The sequence below is a fragment of the Zafaria cholistanensis genome, assembly GCF_008580665.1.
Taxonomy (GTDB): Bacteria; Actinomycetota; Actinomycetes; order Actinomycetales; family Micrococcaceae; genus Zafaria; species Zafaria cholistanensis.
This window is the reverse complement of the sequence record NZ_BKDJ01000004.1, coordinates 96,629-117,257: the sequence shown is the minus strand read 5'-3', so window position 1 is coordinate 117,257 and position 20,629 is coordinate 96,629. Positions and strand designations below refer to the sequence as shown.

Sequence of the window (20,629 nt, the reverse complement as noted above, 5' to 3'; positions counted from 1 at the left end):
GCATCGATTTCGACGTAACCTCCGGGCAGACGGAGTGGCGGCACGCCGTGGGGCATGGGCCCGACGGCGTGCTCCGCCAATTCCGGACGGGTCCGTACTCCTTCGAGACCGGGGGCTACCTCCCGGAAATTGTGATCGGGTACGAGACCTGGGGAGAGCTCAACCGGGACGGGTCCAACGCCGTCCTGCTGGAGCACGCCCTGACCGGTGACACCCACGTGGCCCGGGGCGACAGCGACACCCCGGGCTGGTGGGACGGATTCGTGGGACCCGGCAAGACGATCGACACCGACCGGTTCTTCGTCGTCGCGCCAAACATCCTGGGCGGCTGCTACGGCACCACCGGCCCGTCCACCCCGGACCAGGCGGGCCGTCCCCTCGGTTCCCGCTTTCCGTTCACCACGATCCGCGATGGCGTCCGCGTCGAGGCCCGCCTCGCCGACGCCCTGGGGATCCGGCGGTGGCACACCGTGATCGGTGGCTCCATGGGAGGGGCGCGCGCCCTTGAATGGGCAGCCGAGTTCCCGGACCGGGTGGGCAACTGCGTGGTCATCGCCGCCTGCGCCGAATCCACCGCGGAGCAGATTGCGTTCGCGCAGATCCAGACCCAGTCGATCCGGCTGGACCCGCAGTTCCGCGGCGGGGATTATTACGGCGCCACCGGCCCCGACGGCACGCCCGCGCCCGGGCCGGTCGAGGGGCTCGGCATCGCCCGGCGCCTCGCCCACATCACCTACCGCTCCGAACCGGAGATGGACCTGCGTTTCGGACGCCAGGCGCAGCATGCGGAGGACCCGTTCGGTTCCGCCGGTTACGACCGCGGCCGCTACCAGGTGGAAAGCTACCTGGACCACCAGGCCTCCAAGCTGGTGGGCCGCTTCGACGCCAACAGCTACATCGTCCTCACCGAGGCCCTGATGTCCCACGACGTCGGCCGCGGCAGGGGCGGCGCGCAGGCCGCGCTGTCCAGGCTCTCCGGCGTGCGGTTTTTCGTCGCCGCGGTGGACAGCGACCGCCTCTACTGGCCCGAGCAGTCCGAGCGCCTGGCCCGCCTGCTGCCGTCCACCCCGCCGGTCCACTACATCACCTCGCCGATCGGCCACGACGGCTTCCTCACCGACATCGAGCAGCTCGACGGGGCCCTCCGGGCCGAAATCTTCACCTAGACCTAGACCTAGACCTAGACCTAGACCTGGACCTGGACTCGGACCTGGGCCGGGACTAGTTCCGGCGGCGCGGCGGCGGACGGGCCCGGAACACCCCTGGCCCGGAACACCACTGGTCAGGGGGTGGTCCGGCACCTTACAGTGGGTGCAGTGGGCCCCCACGCGGGGGGCGGGACAGGGCCCGGCGCGGCCCGCATCGACCCGCCGGGCCGCTAGGCAGGGGGAACCCATGGGGTTGCAGGAGCACCTTCTCAGGGGGATCAGGGCCCGCCGGGTCCCGACGGACCGGCTGATCGCCAATGTGCTCGAACGTGGCGGCGACGACCCGGACGGCATGCCCGTAGTCTTCGTCCATGGAAACCTGTCCTCCTCGCTGGTGTGGCAGGACGCGATGCTGGCCCTGCCCGGTCCCTGCCGCGCCCTCGCGGTGGACCTGCGGGGGTTTGGCGGATCGGACACCGCCCCGGTGGACGCGACCCGCGGGGTGCGCGACTTCAGCGATGACCTCGCGGAGGTCCTCCTTGCCCTGGGCGTCGAGGCGCCGCACCTGGTGGGCTGGGACCTGGGCGGAGGAGTGGCGATGCAGTACGTTTTGGACCATGCCGTCTCCACCCTGTCCCTGGTGGCCCCGGTTTCCCCCTACGGCTTCGGCGGCACCGCGGGTCCCGAAGGGCGGCGGCTGACGGAGGACGATGCCGGCACGGGCGCCGGGGGCGTGAACCCGGACTTCGTCGCGCGGCTGGCCGCCGGCGACCACACCGAGGAGGCGCCCACCTCTCCGCGGGCCGTCTACCGCACCCTCTACGTCCATGCCGGCTTTTCCTCCGGGCGGGAGGATGCGTGGCTTGAGGCCATGCTTTCCACCGCTACCGGAGAGGCCAACTATCCGGGCGATTCGAGGCCCTCGGAGCATTGGCCGGGCTTCGCCCCCGGCAACCGCGGGGTGCTCAATGCGCTGGCCCCGGCACACTTTAACGTCTCCCCGATCGTGGAGGTGGAACCGAAGCCGCCGATCCTGTGGATCCACGGCGACTCGGACGCCGTCGTCTCCGATGCCTCGCTCCTCGACATCAACCAGCTGGGCAGGCTCGGGGTTGCCGAAGGCTGGCCGGGGGAGGAGGAGGCGCCGCCACAGCCCATGGTGGCCCAGACCCGCGCCGTTCTCTCCCGCTACCGGGAACGCGGCGGGGCCGTGCGTGAGGTCCTGTTGCCCGGATGCGGCCATTCGCCGCACCTGGAGTTCCCCGAGGACTTCCTGGTGGCGCTGCTGTTCCACCTTGGATTGCACTAGCCGGGGCACCGGCCCCCCAAGGTTTATCCTTCAACTAACGGTGTGGTTGAATTGTGGGCATGTCTCAGACTCCCTGGAATCCCGTCGTTCTCTGGTCCCGCCCCGAAGCAGCACGGGCCGGCACCCCGCTGCTGGTCATGTTCCACGGCTACCTCTCCAACGAGCAGGACCTCATGGGGCTGGCCCCGCTGCTGCCCCAGGAATTCACCCTCGCCTCGGTCCGCGCCCCGCAGCCCCTGGGCCCCGGCCACACCTGGTTCCCGCTGATGCACGAACCGGACTTCTCCGTGGAGAAGGTCACCGCCTCCGTGGGGGACGTCTGGGCCTGGCTGGACACCGTCAAGGGCAACCACTCCTCGGTCACCCTGCTGGGGTTCTCCATGGGCATGGCCGTGGCCACCTCGGCCCTGCGCCACCGCCCGGCGGAGGTTGCCGCTGTGGTGGGCCTGTCCGGTTTCGTGATCCCCTCCGGAGGCAACCCGTTCTTCGACGACGAGGCCACCAAGGCACTCCGTCCGCCGGTCTTCTGGGGGCGCGGTGACGCCGACTTCGTGATCACCCCGGACAAGGTGGCCTTCACCCACCAGTGGCTGGACGGGCATGCGTCCGCCACCAAGGCCGAATACCCCGGCATGCAGCACAACATCAACCAGGAGGAGATGGAGGACGTCCGCTCCTTCCTGCGCGAACACGTCCTGGGACGCGCGCAGGTCCTGGACGGGGCGGCGACGCCGGACAGCTAGCGGGACCGGCAGGTGCCCGGCCGGGCGGTTCCCGCCGCCCGGCGCAGGGCACGCCTATTGGGCCTCGACCACCACGGACTCGCCGTTGACCTCAACGGTGTCGCCCGGGCGGACCTGGCGCCCGCGGCGGGTCTCGATCTCGCCATTGACCTTCACCAGGCCGTTCTCGATGAACTCCTTGGCCTGGATGCCGTCCTCGGCGAGCGAGGCGAGTTTCAGCAACTGTCCCAAGCGGATGGACTCGTCGCGGATCTGGATGGGGAACGGTGCACTCATGCCCCCCATCATCCGCCAGCCGCGGCCCGCCTCCCAATTCCGGCTGGTGTTCCAAGCCCGCCACCCTGCCGGACTTCCCGACTTTCGGGCTTCCCCACTTTCGGTGTGGGCGCCGGCCCGCGCGTCCCGGGGGTGCCCCCCGCAGGGTGTATAGATGGAAGGGCAGGTCCCGCGGTCGCGGGTCGCCCCCGAGGAAGGATCCGTCGTGAAGCCGCGCCCGCCCGCCGCCGCCGCACTGCCAGCCGCCGCACTGCCAGCCGCCGCATTGCCAGCCGCCGTTGCCGCCTCCCGGCGTACCGGCTCGCGCCCGCACCCGCACCCGCCGCAGGCCTGATCCATGGCCTCCACCACGAAGATTCCGCTGCCCCTGGGGATCGCCCTGGGACTGGTTGCCGGCATCGCCATACCGGGCCAGTCCCGGATCAACGGGCAGCTTGCGCTGGAGATGGGGGACGGCCTGGGTGCGGCCCTGCTGAGCTTCAGCGTGGGCCTGGTCCTGATGGCCGTCCTCTCCCTGGCCCTGCGCCGGGGCCGCTCGGGGCTGGCGCAGCTGCGCCACGCCGTGCGCGAGCGCCGCTTCCCGCTCTGGTATATGGCCGCCGGCTGCGTCGGCGCCTACTTCGTCCTGGGCCAGGGGTTCGCGGCCCCGTTCACCGGGCTGGCCCTGTTCACGGTCGCCAACGTCACCGGACTCACCGTCAGCGGGCTGCTGGTGGACCGGCTCGGCATCGGCCCGGGCGGGCGCAAGGACATTACCGGCATCCGTATCATCGGTTCCGTGCTCACCGTCGGGGCCGTCGTGTGGACCGTTTCCCCGCGCATGGGCGGGGAAGCCGGGGACGGCCCCCAGGGCCTGCTGCTGCTTCTGCTGCCGCTGACGGCCGGGTTCCTGATGAGTTTCCAGCAGGCCATGAACGGCACCGCCACCGTGCACTACGGCACCCCCCTCACCGCCACCCTGGTCAACTTCCTCGCCGGCTGGATCGTGCTGCTGGCCGCGTGGCTGGCCCTCGTCGCGCCCGCCGGGTGGCCCCGGGCCCTGCCGGATGCCTGGTGGTACTACCTGGGCGGGCCGTTGGGGTGCATTTTCATCGGGCTCGGGGCGGTCGTGGTCCGCCACTTGGGGGTGCTGCTGGCGGGGCTGTCCATGGTTTCCGGGCAGCTGCTCGGTTCGCTGGCGCTGGACCTGGTGTTCCCCGCGCCCGGCAGCGTGGTCACCGGGGTCACGGTGCTGGGGACCGCGCTGACGCTGCTTGCCGTCTCCGTCGCCGCGCTGCCGGCCGCCGCACGGATGCCGTGGGAGCGCCGGTAGGCCCCGGATCCGGCCGGCCCGTCACCGGGGTGCTGCTTGCCGCAGGGCCGGGAACGCGGCTGGGCCGCGGCCCGAAGGCCCTGCTGGCCAGCCGGGGCGTCCCGCTGGTGTCCAGGCTGGTGGACGAGTTGCGCGCCGGAGGGTGCGCCGGCGTCGTCGTGGTGCTGGGGGCGCGGGCCGCCCGGGTGCGCGCCGAGGCCGACCTTGCCGGCTGCACCATCGTGGAGAATCCGCTCTGGTCCGAGGGCATGGGCGGCTCGTTCCGCACCGGCATTGGGGCGGTCCCCACCGGACGCGACGTGCTGGTGGCGCTGGTGGACCAGCCGGGCCTGGACCGCGCGATGGTCCGGCGGCTGCTGCAGGCCCACGTGCCCGGCCGGGTGACCGCCGCCGGATTTGCCGGCGGCACCGAAGGCCTGCGCCGGGGCCACCCCGTCCTGTTCGCCGCGGACGCGGCGCGGACCGCAGCGGCGGCGGCGGAGGGCGACGCCGGAGCGCGGGGCTGGCTGGCACGGAACCCGGGGATCGTGGACCTGGTGGACTGCTCGGACCTGTCCGACGGCGGGGACGTCGACACCGCCGCGGACCTGTGGAGGCTGGGCTAGCTGCCAGGCCCCGTGCGCATCCGCCCGCACACCCGCCCGCACACCCGTCCGCACACCCGTCCGCACACCCGTCCGCACACCCGCCCGGGCACCCCCCCGCGTACCGCCCCCGGCGGGTTGATTCAGCGGCCGGGAACTACGCCCTGGCGTGGCGGTGTCCAATGCCCGCGCACACCAGGCATACCGCCGCCGCGGCAACCAGGCCCGCACCCAAATGGACGTTCAGCAGCACGGCTCCAACGCCCGCGCCCGCCAGGATCAGCACCACGGCCAGGACGCGCCGCCCCCACAGGTCGCCGCGGCCGCCGGCCAGGCGCGAATCCATGGACAGGCCGGTGATGGTGGAGGTGACCACCACGGTGGTGACGTCCTTGACCCCGAGCGCGCGGGCGGCGGCGGCCTGCAGGCCCATGACCGCCCCCAGAAGGGTGGTGACGGAGAGCAGCGCAGGCTCCGGAGGATCATGCCAGACCATGAGGCCCAGGCCCAGGGCCAGCACCACCGCTCCCACGGCCGCGAGCAGCCAGGTGGTCGCCCGGGTCCACTCTCCGGTGCGGCCGCGCAGGGCGCGGCCGCCGGCCACGGCGCCGGCCATGAACGCAACAAGCGCCAGGACCGGACCCAGTACAGGCAGGTCGTCGGCGCCGGCCAGGCCCATGCCGAGGATCACGACGTTGCCGGTCATGTTCGCGGTGAACACCCGGTCCAGTCCCAGGTAGCCCACGGCGTCGATGATGCCGGTGGAAAAGGTCAGGGCCAGCATCAACTGAAGATGGAGGCGGGGCAGGTCGCGCACGCGGCGCCGGGGAACGGAAATAGTTTCAGTCACCGTTTCATCGTAGGGTTGCTGATGAAACATTCATTGCACCGTTTCGTAACAGCCACGTAAAACATCCTCCCTAGGCTGGCGGGCAACCGAAGGAGAACCGATGACCACCATCCTGCAGCCGGGGGAACACCTTCCCGCCGGGGCCCCCTACCTGCCCTCCGCCGCAGGCAACGTGCTGTGGGGCAGGCTGCCGTGCGCGGCCGACGCCCCCGTGCTCAAGCTCGAGCCCGGCACCGAGGCGGTCATCGACACCATCAGCCACGAGGGCATCCTCGAGGACCAGGGCCGCGACCCGCGCGCCTTCTTCGCCACCCACGGGGTGGACGGGGAACAGGTGCTGCGCGACGCCGTGGCGCTCGCCGCCGGCGACTGTGCCCGCGACCCGGGCACCGACGGCCCGCACGTGGTCACCGGCCCCATCCACGTCGCCGGCGCCCGTCCTGGGGACCTGCTCAAGATCACCGTCGCGGGGCTGGAGCGGCGCGTGCCCTACGGCGTTGTCTCCAACCGGCACGGCCGCGGCGCGCTGCCCGGGGAGTATCCGCGCGGGCCCGGCAATGTCAGCGTCTTCGCCGGCGTCGAAGACACCCCGCGCGGGGCCTGCGGCACCATGGCCCCGTTCGCCGGCGCCGGGCGCAGCATCCGCTTCCCGCTGCGCCCGTTCCTGGGCACCATGGGCGTCGCCGTTGACGCGGACACCCGCCCGCACTCGGTTCCCCCGGGGCGGCACGGGGGCAACATCGACATCAACCTCATGGTCGAGGGCGCCTCGCTGTACCTGCCGGTGCAGGTCGAGGGCGCGCTGGCCTATGTCGGGGACCCGCACTTCGCCCAAGGCGACGGGGAAGTGGCCCTCACCGCGATGGAGGCGAGCCTGCGCGCCCGGCTCCGGTTCGACGTCGTGCCGCGCGAGGACGCGCTGCGGCTCTTCGGTGACCAGCTGGGCCCCGTGGCCGAGACCGCCGACTACCTGGTGCCCACCGGCATGGACGAGGACCTGGACCTGGCCGTGCAGGATTGCGTGCGCGCGGCGGTGGCGCTGCTGCAGGCACGCTGGGGACTGGATGCCGAGCATGCCTACGCCTACCTGAGCGCGGCGACGGACTTCAACATCTCCCAAGTGGTGGATTTGGTGAAGGGCGTGCATGCACGCATCCGCATCGAGGACTTCGCGGAGGTGGCCAAGTGAGCGCCGTCCACCCGCGCCCGGCCGCGCAGGAGGCGGGAGCCCCCGGCACCCCGACCCCCGGCACCCCGACCCCCGGCACCCCGGCTCCCGGCACCCCGACCCCAAGTACCGCGATCCCCGGCCTGATGGAGGCGTTCTGGGAGTACGAGCGCGCCCTCATGGAGAACGACCTGCCCGCGATGGACGCGCTTTTCGCACCCGGGTCGGACACGATGCGCGGGGACAGCAGCGGCCTGCTGGTGGGCCACGAGGCGATCAGCGGTTTCCGCGGCACCCGCGGCGGCGCCCCGAAGCGGCGGATCGTCGCCACCGAGGTCCGCGCGCTGGGGCCGGAGCATGCGGTGGTCGTCGCCGTCACCGAACTGCTCAGCGGCGGCCGCGGCCAGCAGACCCAGGTTTGGGTGCGGAACGGGGGCACGTGGCAGGTTGCCGTGGCGCACGTGGCTGTCAGCCCGCCGGCCTTTGACCGGCGGGTCTGGCGCGTGGTGGGGGATCCGCTGGTGCCCCCGGCCGCCCCGGGGATCCTGGACGGGGAGACGGTCGCGGTCAAGGACCTCTACGCGGTGGCCGGGCAGCGGGTGGGTGCCGGCAGTCCGGCGCACCTGGCCCAGGCCGTCCCGGAAACCACGACGGCGGCGGCGGTCGCGGCGCTGTTGGGGGCCGGAGCGTCCGTCAAGGGCATGGCCGCGACCGACGAGTTCGCGTACAGCCTGGCCGGAACCAACACGCACTACGGCACCCCGCCGAACCCGAAGGCGCCGTTCCGGATCAGCGGAGGGTCCTCCTCCGGATCCGCGTCGGCAGTGTCGCTGGGGCACGCAAGCATCGGGCTGGGCACGGACACGGGCGGGTCGGTCCGCGTGCCCTCCGCCTACCAGGGGCTGTGGGGGATCCGCACCACGCACGGAGCCGTGTCCACCGAAGGCCTGGTGCCCCTGGCACCCAGCTTCGACACGGTGGGCTGGATGGCCCGGACCCCGGAAGTGCTGGAGGCGGTGGGGCGGGTGCTGCTGCCGGCCGCCGCTCCGGCGGCCGCGTTCCCGGGGCTGCGGCTGGTGCCGGGCCTGCTGGACCTGGCGGATGGCGATGTGGCGGCCGCGATCCGGGCGGCCCTGGACCGGTGGGAAGCGGACGGCCCCGCCGGGCGGATCGAGCCGGCCGGGCCCATCGATCCGGACCGGCACCGGGCGTGGCTGAAGGCGTTCCAGGCCATCCAGGGCCGGGAAGCATGGGCCGCCCATGGGGAGTGGGTTGGGCGGCATGGGGACCGGCTGGCTCCGGATGTGGCCGGGCGGTTCCGGCTGGCGGCGGCCTGCACCGCCGAACAGGAAGCCGCCGCCCGCCAGCTTGCGGCCGAGGCGCGCGCGGCAGTACGCGCCCTGGTGGGCGACGGGATCCTCGTCGTTCCCTCGGCGGCATCCGTGGCACCGCTGGCCAGGGACTCGGCCGCCGGGGGAGAGGCCATCGAGCGCCAGCGCCAGCGCACCCTGCTGCTGACCTGCCTGGCCGGTCTCGCGGGACTGCCGGCGGTGAACGTGCCGCTGGAAACCGCGGAGGGCCTGCCGTGCGGGGTGTCCCTGGTGGGGGCGGCGGGCTCGGATACGGCACTGCTGGCCTGGGCGGGCCGGCTCCCGGGCGCCGCGCCCTGAGCAGCGGCTCCGGGGACGCCTCCGGGCGGCCCGCGCTCAATATTGTTGAACAATCCCGGTTTCTCGTGCATCCTTGAGGAACAGCACGCCACGAGACAGGGACCACCATGCCATTCATCGACCTGAACAGCGACGTCGGAGAATCCTTCGGCAACTGGAGCATGGGCGACGACGCCGCGATCTTCAGGTCCGTCTCCAGCGCCAACGTGGCCTGCGGCTTCCATGCCGGAGACCCCTCGACCATCGCCCGGACGTGCCGCGACGCGGTCGCGGCCGGCGTCGTCATCGGAGCCCACGTGGGCTACCGGGACCTGGCGGGCTTCGGGCGCCGGTTCCTGGGCTGTTCCCCCACCGAACTGGCCGACGACGTCCTGTACCAGATTGGCGCCCTCGAGGCCCTGGCCCGCGCCGCGGGAGGACAGGTGCGCTACGTCAAGCCGCACGGGGCCCTGTACAACGCCATCGTCCACCACCAGGCGCACGCCCAGGCCGTCGTTGACGCGGTGAAGGCGTTCGGGGCGGACCTGCCGCTTTTGCTCCTGCCCGGGTCGGTCGCCCTGGCCAGGGCCGAGGCCGCCGGCCTGCGCGGGGTGGCCGAGGCGTTCGCGGACCGCGCCTACAACCCCGACGGAACCCTGGTCTCCCGCCGCGAGGCCGGAGCGGTGCTGCACGACGCCGCAGAGGTCACCGCCAACATGGTCCGCCTCGCCACGGAGGGCACAATCATTGCCCGTGATGGATCGCGGATCGAGACCTCCGCCGAAAGCATCTGCCTGCACGGGGATACCCCGGGGGCGGTGGCGATGGCGGCCTCCGTGCGTGCCGGCCTGGAGGCCGCCGGCGTCGGCATCCGGAGCTTCGTATGACCCGGCTTCGTATGAGCCACCCTGTCCGCTGGGCCGGAACCCGCTCCCTGCTGGTCGAACTGCCCACGCTGGAGGCCGTGGTGGCCCTGCACGGAGCGCTGGCCGATCACCCGCTGCCGGGCCAGGTGGAAGTGCTTGCCGCCGCCAAGACGGTGCTCGTCCGCTTCGCCTCCCGCGCGGCCGCGCTCTCGGGCCGGGCGGCCATCGACCGCCTCGAGGCCGCCCCGGCACGGGCACGGGCCGGGCGCACGGTGGAGATCGACGTCGTCTACACCGGCGAGGACCTCGCCGAGGTGGGCCGCCTGACCGGCCTGGGCCCCGAGGGCGTGGTCGCCGCACACACCGGCCGGCTGTGGACCGCGGCGTTCGGCGGTTTTGCCCCGGGGTTCAGCTACCTTGCCGGGGGCGATCCCGCCCTGGAAGTCCCGCGCCGGGACACCCCCCGCACCGCAGTCCCCGCCGGCTCCGTGGCCCTTGCCGGGCGGTTTTCGGCGGTCTACCCGCGCCGTTCCCCGGGGGGCTGGCAGCTGATCGGCCATACCGGGCAGCCCATGTGGGACCTCTCCCGCGAATCCCCCGCCCTGGTCATGCCCGGGGACCGGGTCCGCTTCATCGCGGTCCGCGAGGAGATCAGCATCCCGGGGGAGGCGCCCGGGCGGGACGGCGCCGACCGCCCGGCGGAACAGGCTTCCGCCGAACAGGACCCCGCGGCGGGGACCCTGGAGGTCCTCGACGCCGGCCTGCAGTCCCTGGTCCAGGACCTCGGGCGCCCCGGACTGGGGGACCTGGGGGTCAGCGCTTCGGGCGCGGCCGACGCGGCCTCCGCGCGCCAGGCCAACCGCCTGGTCGGGAATGCCCCCGGCGCGGCGGTCATCGAAAACCTGCTCGGCTCACTTCGGCTGAAGGCGCACGGGGACCAGGTCCTGGCCGTGGCGGGGGCCCGCGTGGAACTGGAGATCGTCCCCGCGGTGGCCGGCCCGCCGCGCCACCCCGGCCAGGACGCGCCCTTTGCCCTGCTGGACGGGGAGACGCTGCGCCTCGGTCCGGCCACCACGGGGCTGCGCCCCTACATCGGCGTCCGGGGCGGCCTGGCAGTTGCCCCGGTGCTGGGCAGCCGGTCCACCGATGCCATGTCCGGGCTGGGCCCGGCCCCCCTTGCCCCGGGCATGCACCTGCCGGTGGGACCGGCCCGGCCCGGCCAGGCCGTCGGGTCTGCCGAGCCGTCCGCCCTGCGGGTCGCCCCCGGCGCCGTGGCCGTTCTCCGCGTGGTTCCGGGACCGCGCGATGACTGGTTCGGCCCGGAGGGACTGTCCCGGCTCACCGGCCAGGAGTGGCTGGCCGGCACCGAGTCCAACCGCATCGGCCTGCGCCTGGGCCTGGGCGAGGGGGCACGTCCGCTGGAACGCGTCCGTGGCGGGGAACTGCCCAGCGAGGGGGCCGTGGCCGGATCGCTCCAGGTCCCGCCGTCGGGCCTTCCCGTCGTGTTCCTCGCCGACCATCCGGTGACCGGGGGCTACCCGGTGATCGCCGCCGTCGTCCCGGAGGACCTGCCCGTAGCCGCCCAACTGCCCCCGGGCACCGCCATCCGCTTCCACCTGGTGGACCCGGACACGCTGGAACCGGTCACCACCCCCGCCACCACCCCCTGAACCTCCGCCCCCCTGAATCTGAGCCGCCCACCATTCCCGGTGGCCATCCGGCCCGTCCCGAAGGAACCCCCATGAAGAAGGTCCTCATCGCGAACCGCGGCGAAATCGCCGTCCGCATCGCCCGTGCCTGCGCCGACGCCGGCCTGCTCTCCGTCGCCGTCTACGCGGACCCCGACGCCGACGCCCTCCACGTGCGGCGGGCCGACGAGGCCTACGCACTGGGCGGCTCGGCCCCGGCCGACACCTACCTGGACATGGGCAAGATCATCGCGGCCGCCCGGCGCTCCGGCGCCGACGCCGTCCATCCCGGCTACGGCTTCCTCTCCGAGAACGCCGACTTCGCCCAGGCCGTGCTCGACGCCGGGCTCACCTGGATCGGCCCGACCCCGGAGGCCATCCGGCTGCTGGGCAACAAGGTCACCGCACGCGAGGTCGCGGTGCGGGCCGGGGCCCCGCTGGTACCGGGCTCCGACGGCCCCGTCGCCAACGCGGCCCAGGCCCGTGCCTTCGCCGAGGAGAACGGCCTCCCGGTCGCCATCAAGGCGGCCTTCGGCGGGGGAGGGCGGGGACTGAAGATTGCCCGCTCCCTGGACGACGTCGAGGACGCCTTCGAGTCGGCCGTGCGCGAGGCCACCGCCGCCTTCGGCCGGGGGGAGTGCTTCGTTGAACGCTTCCTTGACAAGCCACGCCACATTGAGGCGCAGGTCCTGGCCGACACCCACGGCAACGTGGTGGTGGTCGGCACCCGGGACTGCTCGCTGCAGCGGCGCCACCAGAAGCTCGTGGAGGAGGCGCCGGCTCCCTTCCTGACCCCCTCGCAGCGCGAACGGATCCATGCCTCCGCCAAGGCGATCTGCCGCGAAGCCGGCTACCACGGCGCGGGGACCGTCGAGTACCTGCTGGCCGCCGACGGAACGATTTCCTTCCTCGAGGTCAACACGCGCCTGCAGGTGGAGCACCCGGTGACGGAGGAGACCACCGGCGTGGACCTGGTCCAGGAGCAGTTCCGGGTCGCCGCCGGCGGGGAACTCTCCTTCACGGCGGACCCGGAACCCCGGGGCCATTCCTTTGAGTTCCGCCTCAACGCCGAGGACCCGGCCCGCGGCTTCCTTCCCGGACCGGGCACCATCACCGCTTTCGAGGCGCCCACCGGGCCTGGACTGCGCATCGATTCGGGCGTGCGCACCGGGTCGACCATCCCCGGCCACTACGATTCCCTGGCAGCCAAGCTCATCGTCACCGGCGCCACCCGCGCCCAGGCCCTGCGCCGGGCGCGGACCGCGCTCGATGAAATGGTCATCGAGGGTGTCCCCACGGTGCTTCCCTTCCACCGCGCCGTGGTCCGCGATGCCGCCTTCGCCGGGGAGGACGCGCTGGGGATCTACACCACCTGGATCGAGTCGGAGTTCGCGGAACCGCTGGCCGCCTCCCCCCAGATCGCCGCAGCCCCCGAATCCGGACGGAGCGAACTCACGATCGAGGTCGACGGCAAGGCCGTGCGGCTGGGGCTTCCGGCGAAGCTGCTCGGGGCGCTGCTCCGGGGCGGCGGCGCCGCCCCGGCCGCGGATTCCGCCCAGGATCCGTTGCTGGACCCGGCGCAGGACCCCGGCGCCCTCACATCGCCCATGAGCGGAAACATCGTCAAGTGGGTCGCGGAGGAAGGCGCGGTGGTCGAGGCGGGAGATCCGCTGCTGGTCCTGGAGGCGATGAAGATGGAGACCACCATCAGCGCACACCGTGCCGGCACGCTGGCGCGGGGCAATGTGCAGGCAGGCGCGGCGGTGGCCCGCGGCGACGTCCTGGCCGTGATCTCCTAGCGCCGGACCCGGCCTTTCCGGCCGACCGGATTCGAACGGGCCCATCGGATTGGAACGGGCGCACTAGATTGGAGCCATGCCGACCGACAGCGCATCCCAGGGCATGTCCACGCCCGAGCACGCCACCCACGCCCACACCGGGGCGTGGGTGGCCGGTGTGCTGCGCGCCCGGATCGCGGACGGCCAGCTGCTGCCGGGGGCCAAGCTTTCCGAGCAGGCGCTGTCCGAATCGCTGTCGGTTTCCCGCAACACGCTGCGCGAGGCCTTCACCGTGCTCGCGGGCGAGGCAGTGGTCACCCGCATCCCCAACCGCGGGGTCTTCGTCGCCTCGCCCGGTCCCGAGGAGATCCGCGAGATCTACCGCGTCCGGCGCATGATCGAACCCGCCGCCGCCCTGTGGTCCACGGACCTGGACCTGGAGGGGCTGGAGGGCATCGTGGGGCAGGCGCGCGCGGCCAAGGCCAGCGGGGACGTGGTGGCGATGGCCAACGCCAACCAGGAGTTCCACCAGGCCCTGGTGCGCGCCAGCGGCAGCGTCCAGCTCCAGGGCCTGATGCGGCAGGTGCTGGCACAGATGCGGCTGGTGTTCCACGCGATGGTGGACGCCCCCGACTTCCACACGCACTACGTCGAGCCCAACGCAGAGTTCGTCTCGATGCTGCGGGCCGGGGACCGGCGGGGTGCCGCTGAACACCTGAGGGCCTACCTGGACCGGGCCGAGGCCGAACTGCTGGGCCACCTGGCCGCCCGCGCCCGACCGTAGGAGCCGTTGCGGGGGGCCGGTCCGCCCGGGGTATCGAATCATCCGGGCCGGGCGGGGACAATAGGCCCAGAGGAAGGCTTCACGGGCACCGGGAGGTAGCTGTGGCGGACAGAGTGCCCCCAGAGCCCGTGCGCCGGGTGCCGGGGCCCCTGGTGGTCGGGGTCATCCCCAACCAGCACCCCGAAGTGGTGCTGGAGGCGCGGGCGCTGTCCCAGGCCCTGGGCCGGCCCATCATCTTCGCCTACGTCGAGCCCGGCAGCTACCTGGTCGAATGGAACATGGAACCGGACACCGAGTACCTGTCCCTGCATCCACGGGAGATGGACGGGGACATCGGCGCGGACGTTGCCCTGATCCTGGCCAACCTCTGGAAGGCCATGGAGGACGCTGAGCTGCCCTGGCGGCTGCGGGTCCTGGCCGGCGACCCGGCCAGGGCGCTGGCACGGCTGGCCCGCGAATCGCGTGCGTCGATGATCATCGTCGGCACCAGGGAACCCGGCGTGGGCCCGATGGTCTCGGAGTTCCTGGGCGGATCCACCGCGGCGCACCTGGCCGAGCAGCAGACCCTTCCCGTCCTGGTCGTTCCCGTGGCGGCAACCGAATAGGGCCCCCGGCCCCGGGGATGAGGTCCGGGCCCGGGGAAGGAGGTCCGGCCGGTCAGGCGAGCGTGAACCCTTCCAGCGCCCCGTGTAGCGCTTGGGCCGGGGCCGTGCGAACTCCCCGCGCTTGCCCGTGGCCAGGCGCATCCGCACCAGCGACTCCGCCAGCAGCGTCGCGGCGGCCACGCCGTCCACCACCGGTGCCCCGATCTCCTGCGACATCGCATGGCACAGGTCCGCCATGCCCGCGCAGCCCAGCACCACGGCGTCGGACCCGTCCGTCTCCAGGGCCCGCGCCGCCAGCGCCGTGATGGTCCGGGCGGCGTCCGACGCCGGATCCTCCAGGTCCAGCACGGGGATCTCGCAGGCGTGGTAGCCGGCGCAGCGCCCGGCCAGCCCGTAGTGCCCGGCCAGGTCCCTGGCCCGGCCCACGGTCCGGCCCAGCGTGGTGACCACGCTGAAACTGCGGCCCAGCAGGGAGGCGGCATGCATGGCGGCCTCGGCGATCCCGACGACCGGCCCGGAGGCGAGCTCGCGCGCGGCCTCCAGCCCCGGGTCCCCGAAGCAGGCGATGACATAGGCGTCGAATCCCCCGGCCTCCCCGGCGGCAATCTCCCGAAGCAGGCCGGGAACGGCCAGCGCCTCATCGTAGTGGCTCTCGATCGAGGCCGGGCCCATGGCGGGACTGACGGCAACCACCTCGGTGCCCGGCCCGGCCACGGCCCGCGCGCAGGCCCCGATCTTCTCCGTCATCGACCACGTGGTGTTCGGGTTGATGACCTTGATGCGGATGGTCACTGCGCGGCCGACCCGTCCACGACCGATTCCTCCGCGAGGGAAGGCACGCGGATCATCGGGTTCGCCTTCTCCAGCACCGCCAGGGCCGCGAATCCGAGCCCGCAGCCGATGAACCAGCTGTAGTCGCTGATCCAGGTGGCATCCACCGCGGTGGCGCCGGTGTCCAGCAGCAGCTTGGGCAGGATGACGGCCAGGACCGCCGGAATGCCCCCGATGGCCGTGGCCCAGAGGGCGTTCGGGTTGTAGCCTTTGGCAAACCAGTAGCTGCCGGATTCGCGCATGGTGTAGAGGTCGTCCACGACCACGCGCTGGCGGGCGGCGAGGTAGTGGCCGGCGATCAGCACGCCGAACAGCGGACCAATGAAGCCGCCCAGGATGCCCAGGGAATAGTGGATGGCGTCCGCGTTGGAGTACCAGTTCCACGGGGTCAGGACCACGGAGCCGACGGCGGCGATCATGCCACCCATGCGCCAGCTGATTTTCTGCGGGGCGACGTTCGAGAAGTCGAAGGCCGGGGCGATGAAGTTGGCGACGATGTTGATGCCCACGGTCGCGATGACGAAGGTCAGGCCGCCGAGCAGGATCGCAAACGGGGTGTCGATGCGGTTGACCGTCTCGATCGGGTCGGTGAGCAGTTCGCCGAACACCGGCACGGTGGCGGAAGCGGTGATGACGGTCAGGAGGGAGAAGAACAGGAAGTTCACCGGCAGGCCCCAGAAGTTGCCCTTCTTCACCGACCGGAAGTCCCTGGCGTAGCGGGAGAAGTCGCCGAAGTTCAGCATGGGGCCGGAGAAGTAGGAGACCACCAGCGCGACCGCGGAAACCATCACCGGGATGGAGGCGGCGAAGTCCATCGGCTCGCCGCCGGAGAGGTTCAGGTCCACGTTCTCCCAGCCGGCCTGGGTCACCAGGTACACGGCCAGCACGATCATCACCAGGTACACGGCCGGGCCGGCCCAGTCGATGAAGCGGCGGATGGACTCCATGCCGCGCCAGAACACGAACGCCTGGGCGACCCAGAGGATTCCGTAGGCAAGGTAGCCCAGGGCCGACAGGCCCAGGAAGCCGTACTGCCCGGCGTCGTAGAGCGGGGCCAGCGACGGCCAGAACTTCAGGAACACGATCACGAGCGCCTCGGAGGCGAGGTAGGTCTGCACCCCGTACCAGGCCACCGCGATCAGGCCGCGGATGATCGCCGGGATGTTCGCGCCGCGCACGCCGAAGATGGAGCGGTTGATCACCGGGTAGGGAACGCCGGTGACCTGGGAGGGCTTGGCCACCAGGTTCACGAAGACCTGCACGATCACGATGCCCGCCACCAGCGCGGCCAGCACCTGCCAGCTGGCGAGGCCCAGCGCGAACAGGCTGCCCGCCGTCACGTACCCGCCAACGCTGTGCACGTCGGACATCCAGAACGCGAAGATGTTGTACCAGTTCCACTTCTTTTCAGCCAGGGGCGCAAGGTCCTCGTTGGTCAGGCGCGGATCGTGGACGGCCGCGGATCCGAGGCCCGGTGCGGGCCGGTCCGACGACGGCGGCAGGGCGCCGCGGGATTGCTGGGCGGATGGTGCGGACATCGTGTGCTCCCAAGAACAGGGGCCGGCGGCGGTGTTGTTGGGTCCAACGCTATGGAACATTCGTTTCTCAATTGTTTCAATGCTGGAAACGATGTTTTACATCCGTCTCTTGGAACGTGAGTTACGGGGTGTTAACAGTGCGGAAACGGCGGGTTCAGCCGGTGCGCCTAGCCTGCAGGGGAGAGGGGGCGCCCGGCGTCCCGCAGCGATGCTCTGCAGTGACGCCCCGTACATGACGCCCTGCAGCGGCGTCCCGGAGGGGCAGGATGGATGGCGCATGGACCTGGAAACCTTTAACGCCGCCGGGCGCGCGGAGGTGCTGGGGCTTTTGGCCGCCTGTGCCCCGATCCCGCGCTGGTGCGCCGCGCTCGCCGATGCCCGGCCCTACGCCGGGACGGCGGCCCTGCTGGAGCGCGCGGCCCGGCTGGCCGAGGCCTGGACCGATGCCGAAGTGGACGCCGCATTGGCCCGCCACCCGCGGATTGGTGAAAGGATCCGGACCTCGGGGGCCGAGGCCGCCCTTTCCCGCAGGGAGCAGGCCGGGGCCGGGCTGGAGGGGGGGCAGGCTGGATGAGGCTTCGGCGGCCGCATGGCTGGCCGCCAACCGCCGGTATGAGGAACGCTTCGGCCGCATTTTCCTTATTCGCGCGGCAGGACGGACCGGCGCGGACATGCTCGCCCGGCTGCATGAGCGCCTGGGCAACGACCCGGCGACCGAGGCCCGGGTCCGGGCCGGACAGCTGGCCGAGATCGCGCTGCTGCGCCTGGAGGCGCAGGTGGCCGCGCCTTCTTCCGCCGCGACGTTCCAAGATTGAAATACCTTAGAAACAATCGTTTCAGTATGCTGGGGGGACCGAGGAACAGCACCACCGGGCCGGACCCCCGGCCCCCAACCCGCTGAGGGAGCATGGCATGACATTCGAGCAGATCAACCCGCCGCAGAGGCTCCTGATGGGTCCCGGACCCATCAACGCCGACCCCCGGGTGCTGCGTGCCATGTCCGCGGCCCTTGTGGGGCAGTACGACCCGGCCATGACCGGCTACATGAACCAGACCATGGAACTCTACCGGGAGGTGTTCAGGACGCGGAACCGCCAGACCTTCCTGGTCGACGGAACCTCCCGGGCCGGCATCGAGGCCGCGCTGGTGTCCCTGGTCGAGCCCGGGGACACCGTCTTGGTGCCGATCTTCGGCCGATTTGGCCACCTGCTGAAGGAGATTGCCGAACGCTGCGGGGCCCGGGTGGCCGTCCGCGAAACCGAATGGGGCCAGGTGTTCACTCCGGCCGCCATCGAGCGGGCCATCATCGAAACCAGGCCCAAGCTGCTGGCCCTGGTCCAGGGGGATACCTCCACCACCATGAACCAGCCGCTGGAGGAGATCGGCGCCCTCTGCGCCCGCCATGGGGTCCTCTTCTACACCGATGCCACCGCCTCGCTGGGCGGCAACGCCTTCGAGATGGACGCCTGGGGCGTCGACGCCGCCACCGCCGGCCTGCAGAAGTGCCTCGCCGGGCCCTCCGGCAGCGCCCCGATCAGCCTCTCGCCGCGGGCCGTGGAGGTGATCAACGGCCGCCGCCATGTCGAGGCCGGCATTGCCGACGGCACCGCCGGCGTCGGAACCCGCATCGCGTCCAACTACTTCGACCTCGCCATGGTGATGGACTACTGGGGCGAGCAGCGCCTGAACCACCACACCGAGGCCACCAGCATGCTTTATGGAGCCCGCGAATGCGCGCGCCTGCTGGTCGCCGAGGGCCTGGACAACGCCGTCGCCCGGCACAGGCTGCACGGCGACGCAATGCTCGCCGGCCTGCTCGGCATGGGGCTGGAAACCTTCGGCGACACCGCGCACAAGATGAACAACGTGGTCGCGGTCAGGATCCCCGAAGGCATCGACGGCGACGCGGCACGTACCGCCCTGCTGATGGACTACGGCATTGAGATCGGCACCAGCTTCGGCCCCCTGCGCGGCAAGGTCTGGCGCATCGGCACCATGGGCTACAACGCCCGCAAGGACGCCGTGATGCTCACCCTGGCCGCGCTGGAGCAGATGCTGCGCACCGCCGGAGCGCGGGTCGTGGCCGGCGGAGGCATCGGTGCGGCCCGCGAGGTCTACGCGGACGCGGCGGCAGTTCCTGCCGGAGCCGCCTCGTGAGCGGCCCGCGGGCGCTGGGGGCCCCGCAGGCCGGAACCGCGGCGGCGGGAGGCACCCCCGGACCCACGCCGCGGTCGCTGGAGGCGGCCGCGCGGATCATGGCCCGGTGCGAGGAACTCGCGGCCATCAGCGCCATGGACGGGGGCATTGAACGCACCTACCTGACCCCCGAGCACGCCGCCCACAACGCGCTGGCCGCCGGGTGGATGGCCGAGGCCGGCCTCGCCACCTGGCAGGACGCGGCCGGCAACCAGTGCGGGCGGCTGGAGGGCTCGGTCCCCGGGCTGCCGGCGCTGCTGCTGGCCTCCCACCTGGACACCGTCCCCGACGCCGGGAAGTACGACGGCATCCTCGGGGTGCTTATCGCCATCGAGGCCGCGGCCCGGCTGCGGGAGCGGGCCCGCGAGCTGCCGTTCGCGATCGAAACGGTGGCGTTCGGCGACGAGGAGGGCACCCGTTTCGGGGCCACCCTGCTGGGCAGCCGGGCGCTGGCCGGCACCTGGAACCCCGACTGGTTCGGACTCAAGGACGCGCACGGCACCACCCTGGAGGAGGCGTTCCGCGCCTTCGGGCTGGACCCGGGACGCGTCGGGGAGGCCGCCCGCCGGCCCGGGGACCTGGCCGGATACCTGGAGGTCCATATTGAACAGGGGCCCCGCCTGGAGGAGGCCGGCAGGGCGCTGGCCGCCGTGACCTCGATCGCCGGGGCCCGCCGCTTCCACCTGACGGTCACAGGGGAGGCCCGGCACACGGGCGGTACCCCCTACGCGAAGCGCCGCGACGCACTCATCGGGGCCAGCCGGGCCGTGCTGGACATCGTGGCGATTGCCCGGGCCGAGGGGGCCATCGCCACGGTGGGGCAGTTCCAGGCCTTCCCGGGAGCGGTCAACGTGGTCCCGGGGCGGGTCGAGTTCAGCCTGGACCTGCGCGCCCGCTCCGACGGGCTGCGCGACCGTGTATGGGGCCTGGTCCGGGAGGCGGTGCAGGCCTTCTGCCGCGGCCGCAACCTGGAGCTTTCCGTGCGGGAGATCCACTCCGCGCCCACGGTGCCGTGCGCGCCGAGGCTCATGGAGGCCGTGCGCGCCGGCATCCGCGCCACCGGGGATGCCGAACCGATGGAGCTGTACTCCAAGGCCGGGCACGACGCCATGGCGGTGGCGGCGGTGACCGACATGGCCATGCTTTTCGTCCGCTGCGAGGACGGCATCAGCCACGCCCCCGACGAGAAGGTCGCCCTCGAGGATGTGGCGGTGGCGCTGGATGCGTTCGAGGCCGCGGTGCTGGCCGCGGCCCGGGGGTGACCCGCGGCATCGCGGAAGGGCGGAGGGTCCGGAGGCGGATAG

19 protein-coding genes and 1 pseudogene are annotated in these 20,629 nt (G+C 72.3%); 16 read left to right on the top strand and 4 right to left on the bottom strand.

Annotated features, from left to right (window positions below):
• Positions 1 to 2: 2 nt before the first annotated feature.
• The 3 genes from metX (at position 3) to NCCP_RS05525 (ending at position 3,200) form a co-directional block, all read left to right on the top strand.
• Complete coding sequence (metX, locus tag NCCP_RS05535) at positions 3 to 1,166, top strand: homoserine O-acetyltransferase MetX (RefSeq protein WP_414727709.1); 1,164 nt, start codon at positions 3 to 5, stop codon at positions 1,164 to 1,166.
• A gap of 229 nt (positions 1,167 to 1,395) precedes the next feature.
• Positions 1,396 to 2,457, top strand: a complete 1,062-nt coding sequence (locus NCCP_RS05530) for an alpha/beta hydrolase (RefSeq protein WP_149956241.1) — start codon at positions 1,396 to 1,398, stop codon at positions 2,455 to 2,457.
• A gap of 59 nt (positions 2,458 to 2,516) precedes the next feature.
• A complete protein-coding gene (locus tag NCCP_RS05525; RefSeq protein ID WP_149956240.1) occupies positions 2,517 to 3,200 on the top strand; it encodes an alpha/beta hydrolase in 684 nt (227 codons plus the stop codon).
• Between the two features lie 54 nt (positions 3,201 to 3,254).
• Here the strand turns inward: NCCP_RS05525 and NCCP_RS05520 are convergent, their stop codons facing one another.
• Positions 3,255 to 3,476 carry an RNA-binding S4 domain-containing protein gene (locus NCCP_RS05520; protein ID WP_216364662.1) on the bottom strand — a complete coding sequence of 74 codons (222 nt, stop codon included), beginning with the start codon at positions 3,474 to 3,476 and terminating at the stop codon, positions 3,255 to 3,257.
• 337 nt (positions 3,477 to 3,813) lie between these two features.
• On the opposite strand from NCCP_RS05520, the gene NCCP_RS05515 reads away from it, so the two are divergent.
• Positions 3,814 to 4,788 (top strand): DMT family transporter, encoded by a 975-nt coding sequence (locus NCCP_RS05515; RefSeq protein WP_149956238.1) that lies wholly within the window; start codon positions 3,814 to 3,816, stop codon positions 4,786 to 4,788.
• Complete coding sequence (locus NCCP_RS05510; RefSeq protein WP_225873694.1) at positions 4,773 to 5,393, top strand: nucleotidyltransferase family protein; 621 nt, start codon at positions 4,773 to 4,775, stop codon at positions 5,391 to 5,393. Before NCCP_RS05515 ends, NCCP_RS05510 begins: the two co-directional genes overlap by 16 nt.
• 136 nt (positions 5,394 to 5,529) lie before the next feature.
• On the opposite strand, the gene NCCP_RS05505 is transcribed toward NCCP_RS05510, so the two are convergent.
• Positions 5,530 to 6,156, bottom strand: a complete 627-nt coding sequence (locus NCCP_RS05505; RefSeq protein ID WP_225873703.1) for a YoaK family protein — start codon at positions 6,154 to 6,156, stop codon at positions 5,530 to 5,532.
• 166 nt (positions 6,157 to 6,322) lie between these two features.
• On the opposite strand from NCCP_RS05505, the gene NCCP_RS05500 reads away from it, so the two are divergent.
• The 7 genes from NCCP_RS05500 to NCCP_RS05470 all read left to right on the top strand — a co-directional run bounded on the left by NCCP_RS05500 (position 6,323) and on the right by NCCP_RS05470 (position 14,760).
• A complete protein-coding gene (locus NCCP_RS05500) occupies positions 6,323 to 7,411 on the top strand; it encodes an acetamidase/formamidase family protein (RefSeq protein WP_149956236.1) in 1,089 nt (362 codons plus the stop codon).
• A complete protein-coding gene (locus NCCP_RS05495) occupies positions 7,408 to 9,060 on the top strand; it encodes an AtzH-like domain-containing protein (RefSeq protein WP_225873693.1) in 1,653 nt (550 codons plus the stop codon). The genes NCCP_RS05500 and NCCP_RS05495 overlap by 4 nt, the downstream gene beginning before the upstream one ends.
• Before the next feature lie 107 nt (positions 9,061 to 9,167).
• Positions 9,168 to 9,926, top strand: coding sequence for a LamB/YcsF family protein (locus tag NCCP_RS05490; protein WP_149956234.1), 759 nt, complete (start codon positions 9,168 to 9,170; stop codon positions 9,924 to 9,926).
• An 11-nt stretch (positions 9,927 to 9,937) separates the two neighbouring features.
• Entirely contained in the window at positions 9,938 to 11,575 is a 1,638-nt protein-coding gene (locus tag NCCP_RS05485) for a 5-oxoprolinase subunit B/C family protein (protein ID WP_149956233.1), read from the top strand.
• A gap of 71 nt (positions 11,576 to 11,646) precedes the next feature.
• On the top strand, positions 11,647 to 13,392 hold the full coding sequence (locus NCCP_RS05480) for an acetyl/propionyl/methylcrotonyl-CoA carboxylase subunit alpha (protein ID WP_149956232.1): 1,746 nt from the start codon (positions 11,647 to 11,649) through the stop codon (positions 13,390 to 13,392).
• 76 nt (positions 13,393 to 13,468) lie between these two features.
• Entirely contained in the window at positions 13,469 to 14,155 is a 687-nt protein-coding gene (locus NCCP_RS05475) for a GntR family transcriptional regulator (RefSeq protein ID WP_225873692.1), read from the top strand.
• A gap of 101 nt (positions 14,156 to 14,256) precedes the next feature.
• The gene (locus NCCP_RS05470) at positions 14,257 to 14,760 is read left to right on the top strand and encodes a universal stress protein (protein WP_308655500.1); all 504 of its coding nucleotides are present in this window, start codon (positions 14,257 to 14,259) and stop codon (positions 14,758 to 14,760) included.
• A 177-nt stretch (positions 14,761 to 14,937) separates the two neighbouring features.
• Here NCCP_RS05470 and NCCP_RS05465 read toward each other — a convergent pair.
• Both NCCP_RS05465 and NCCP_RS05460 read right to left on the bottom strand, forming a co-directional pair.
• Positions 14,938 to 15,552, bottom strand: a pseudogene (locus NCCP_RS05465) (aspartate/glutamate racemase family protein); the annotation flags it as partial.
• Entirely contained in the window at positions 15,549 to 17,129 is a 1,581-nt protein-coding gene (locus NCCP_RS05460; protein WP_216364661.1) for an NCS1 family nucleobase:cation symporter-1, read from the bottom strand. The pseudogene NCCP_RS05465 and the gene NCCP_RS05460, both read right to left, overlap by 4 nt.
• A 277-nt stretch (positions 17,130 to 17,406) precedes the next feature.
• Here NCCP_RS05460 and NCCP_RS15425 point away from each other — a divergent pair, with 277 nt between their 5' ends.
• The 4 genes from NCCP_RS15425 (at position 17,407) to NCCP_RS05445 (ending at position 20,587) form a co-directional block, all read left to right on the top strand.
• Positions 17,407 to 17,703 (top strand): 2-oxo-4-hydroxy-4-carboxy-5-ureidoimidazoline decarboxylase, encoded by a 297-nt coding sequence (locus NCCP_RS15425; RefSeq protein ID WP_263970128.1) that lies wholly within the window; start codon positions 17,407 to 17,409, stop codon positions 17,701 to 17,703.
• The gene (locus tag NCCP_RS15420; protein WP_263970127.1) at positions 17,615 to 17,944 is read left to right on the top strand and encodes a 2-oxo-4-hydroxy-4-carboxy-5-ureidoimidazoline decarboxylase; all 330 of its coding nucleotides are present in this window, start codon (positions 17,615 to 17,617) and stop codon (positions 17,942 to 17,944) included. Before NCCP_RS15425 ends, NCCP_RS15420 begins: the two co-directional genes overlap by 89 nt.
• 97 nt (positions 17,945 to 18,041) lie before the next feature.
• A complete protein-coding gene (locus tag NCCP_RS05450) occupies positions 18,042 to 19,286 on the top strand; it encodes a pyridoxal-phosphate-dependent aminotransferase family protein (protein WP_149956229.1) in 1,245 nt (414 codons plus the stop codon).
• A complete protein-coding gene (locus NCCP_RS05445; RefSeq protein WP_225873691.1) occupies positions 19,283 to 20,587 on the top strand; it encodes an allantoate amidohydrolase in 1,305 nt (434 codons plus the stop codon). The genes NCCP_RS05450 and NCCP_RS05445 overlap by 4 nt, the downstream gene beginning before the upstream one ends.
• Positions 20,588 to 20,629 lie beyond the last annotated feature (42 nt).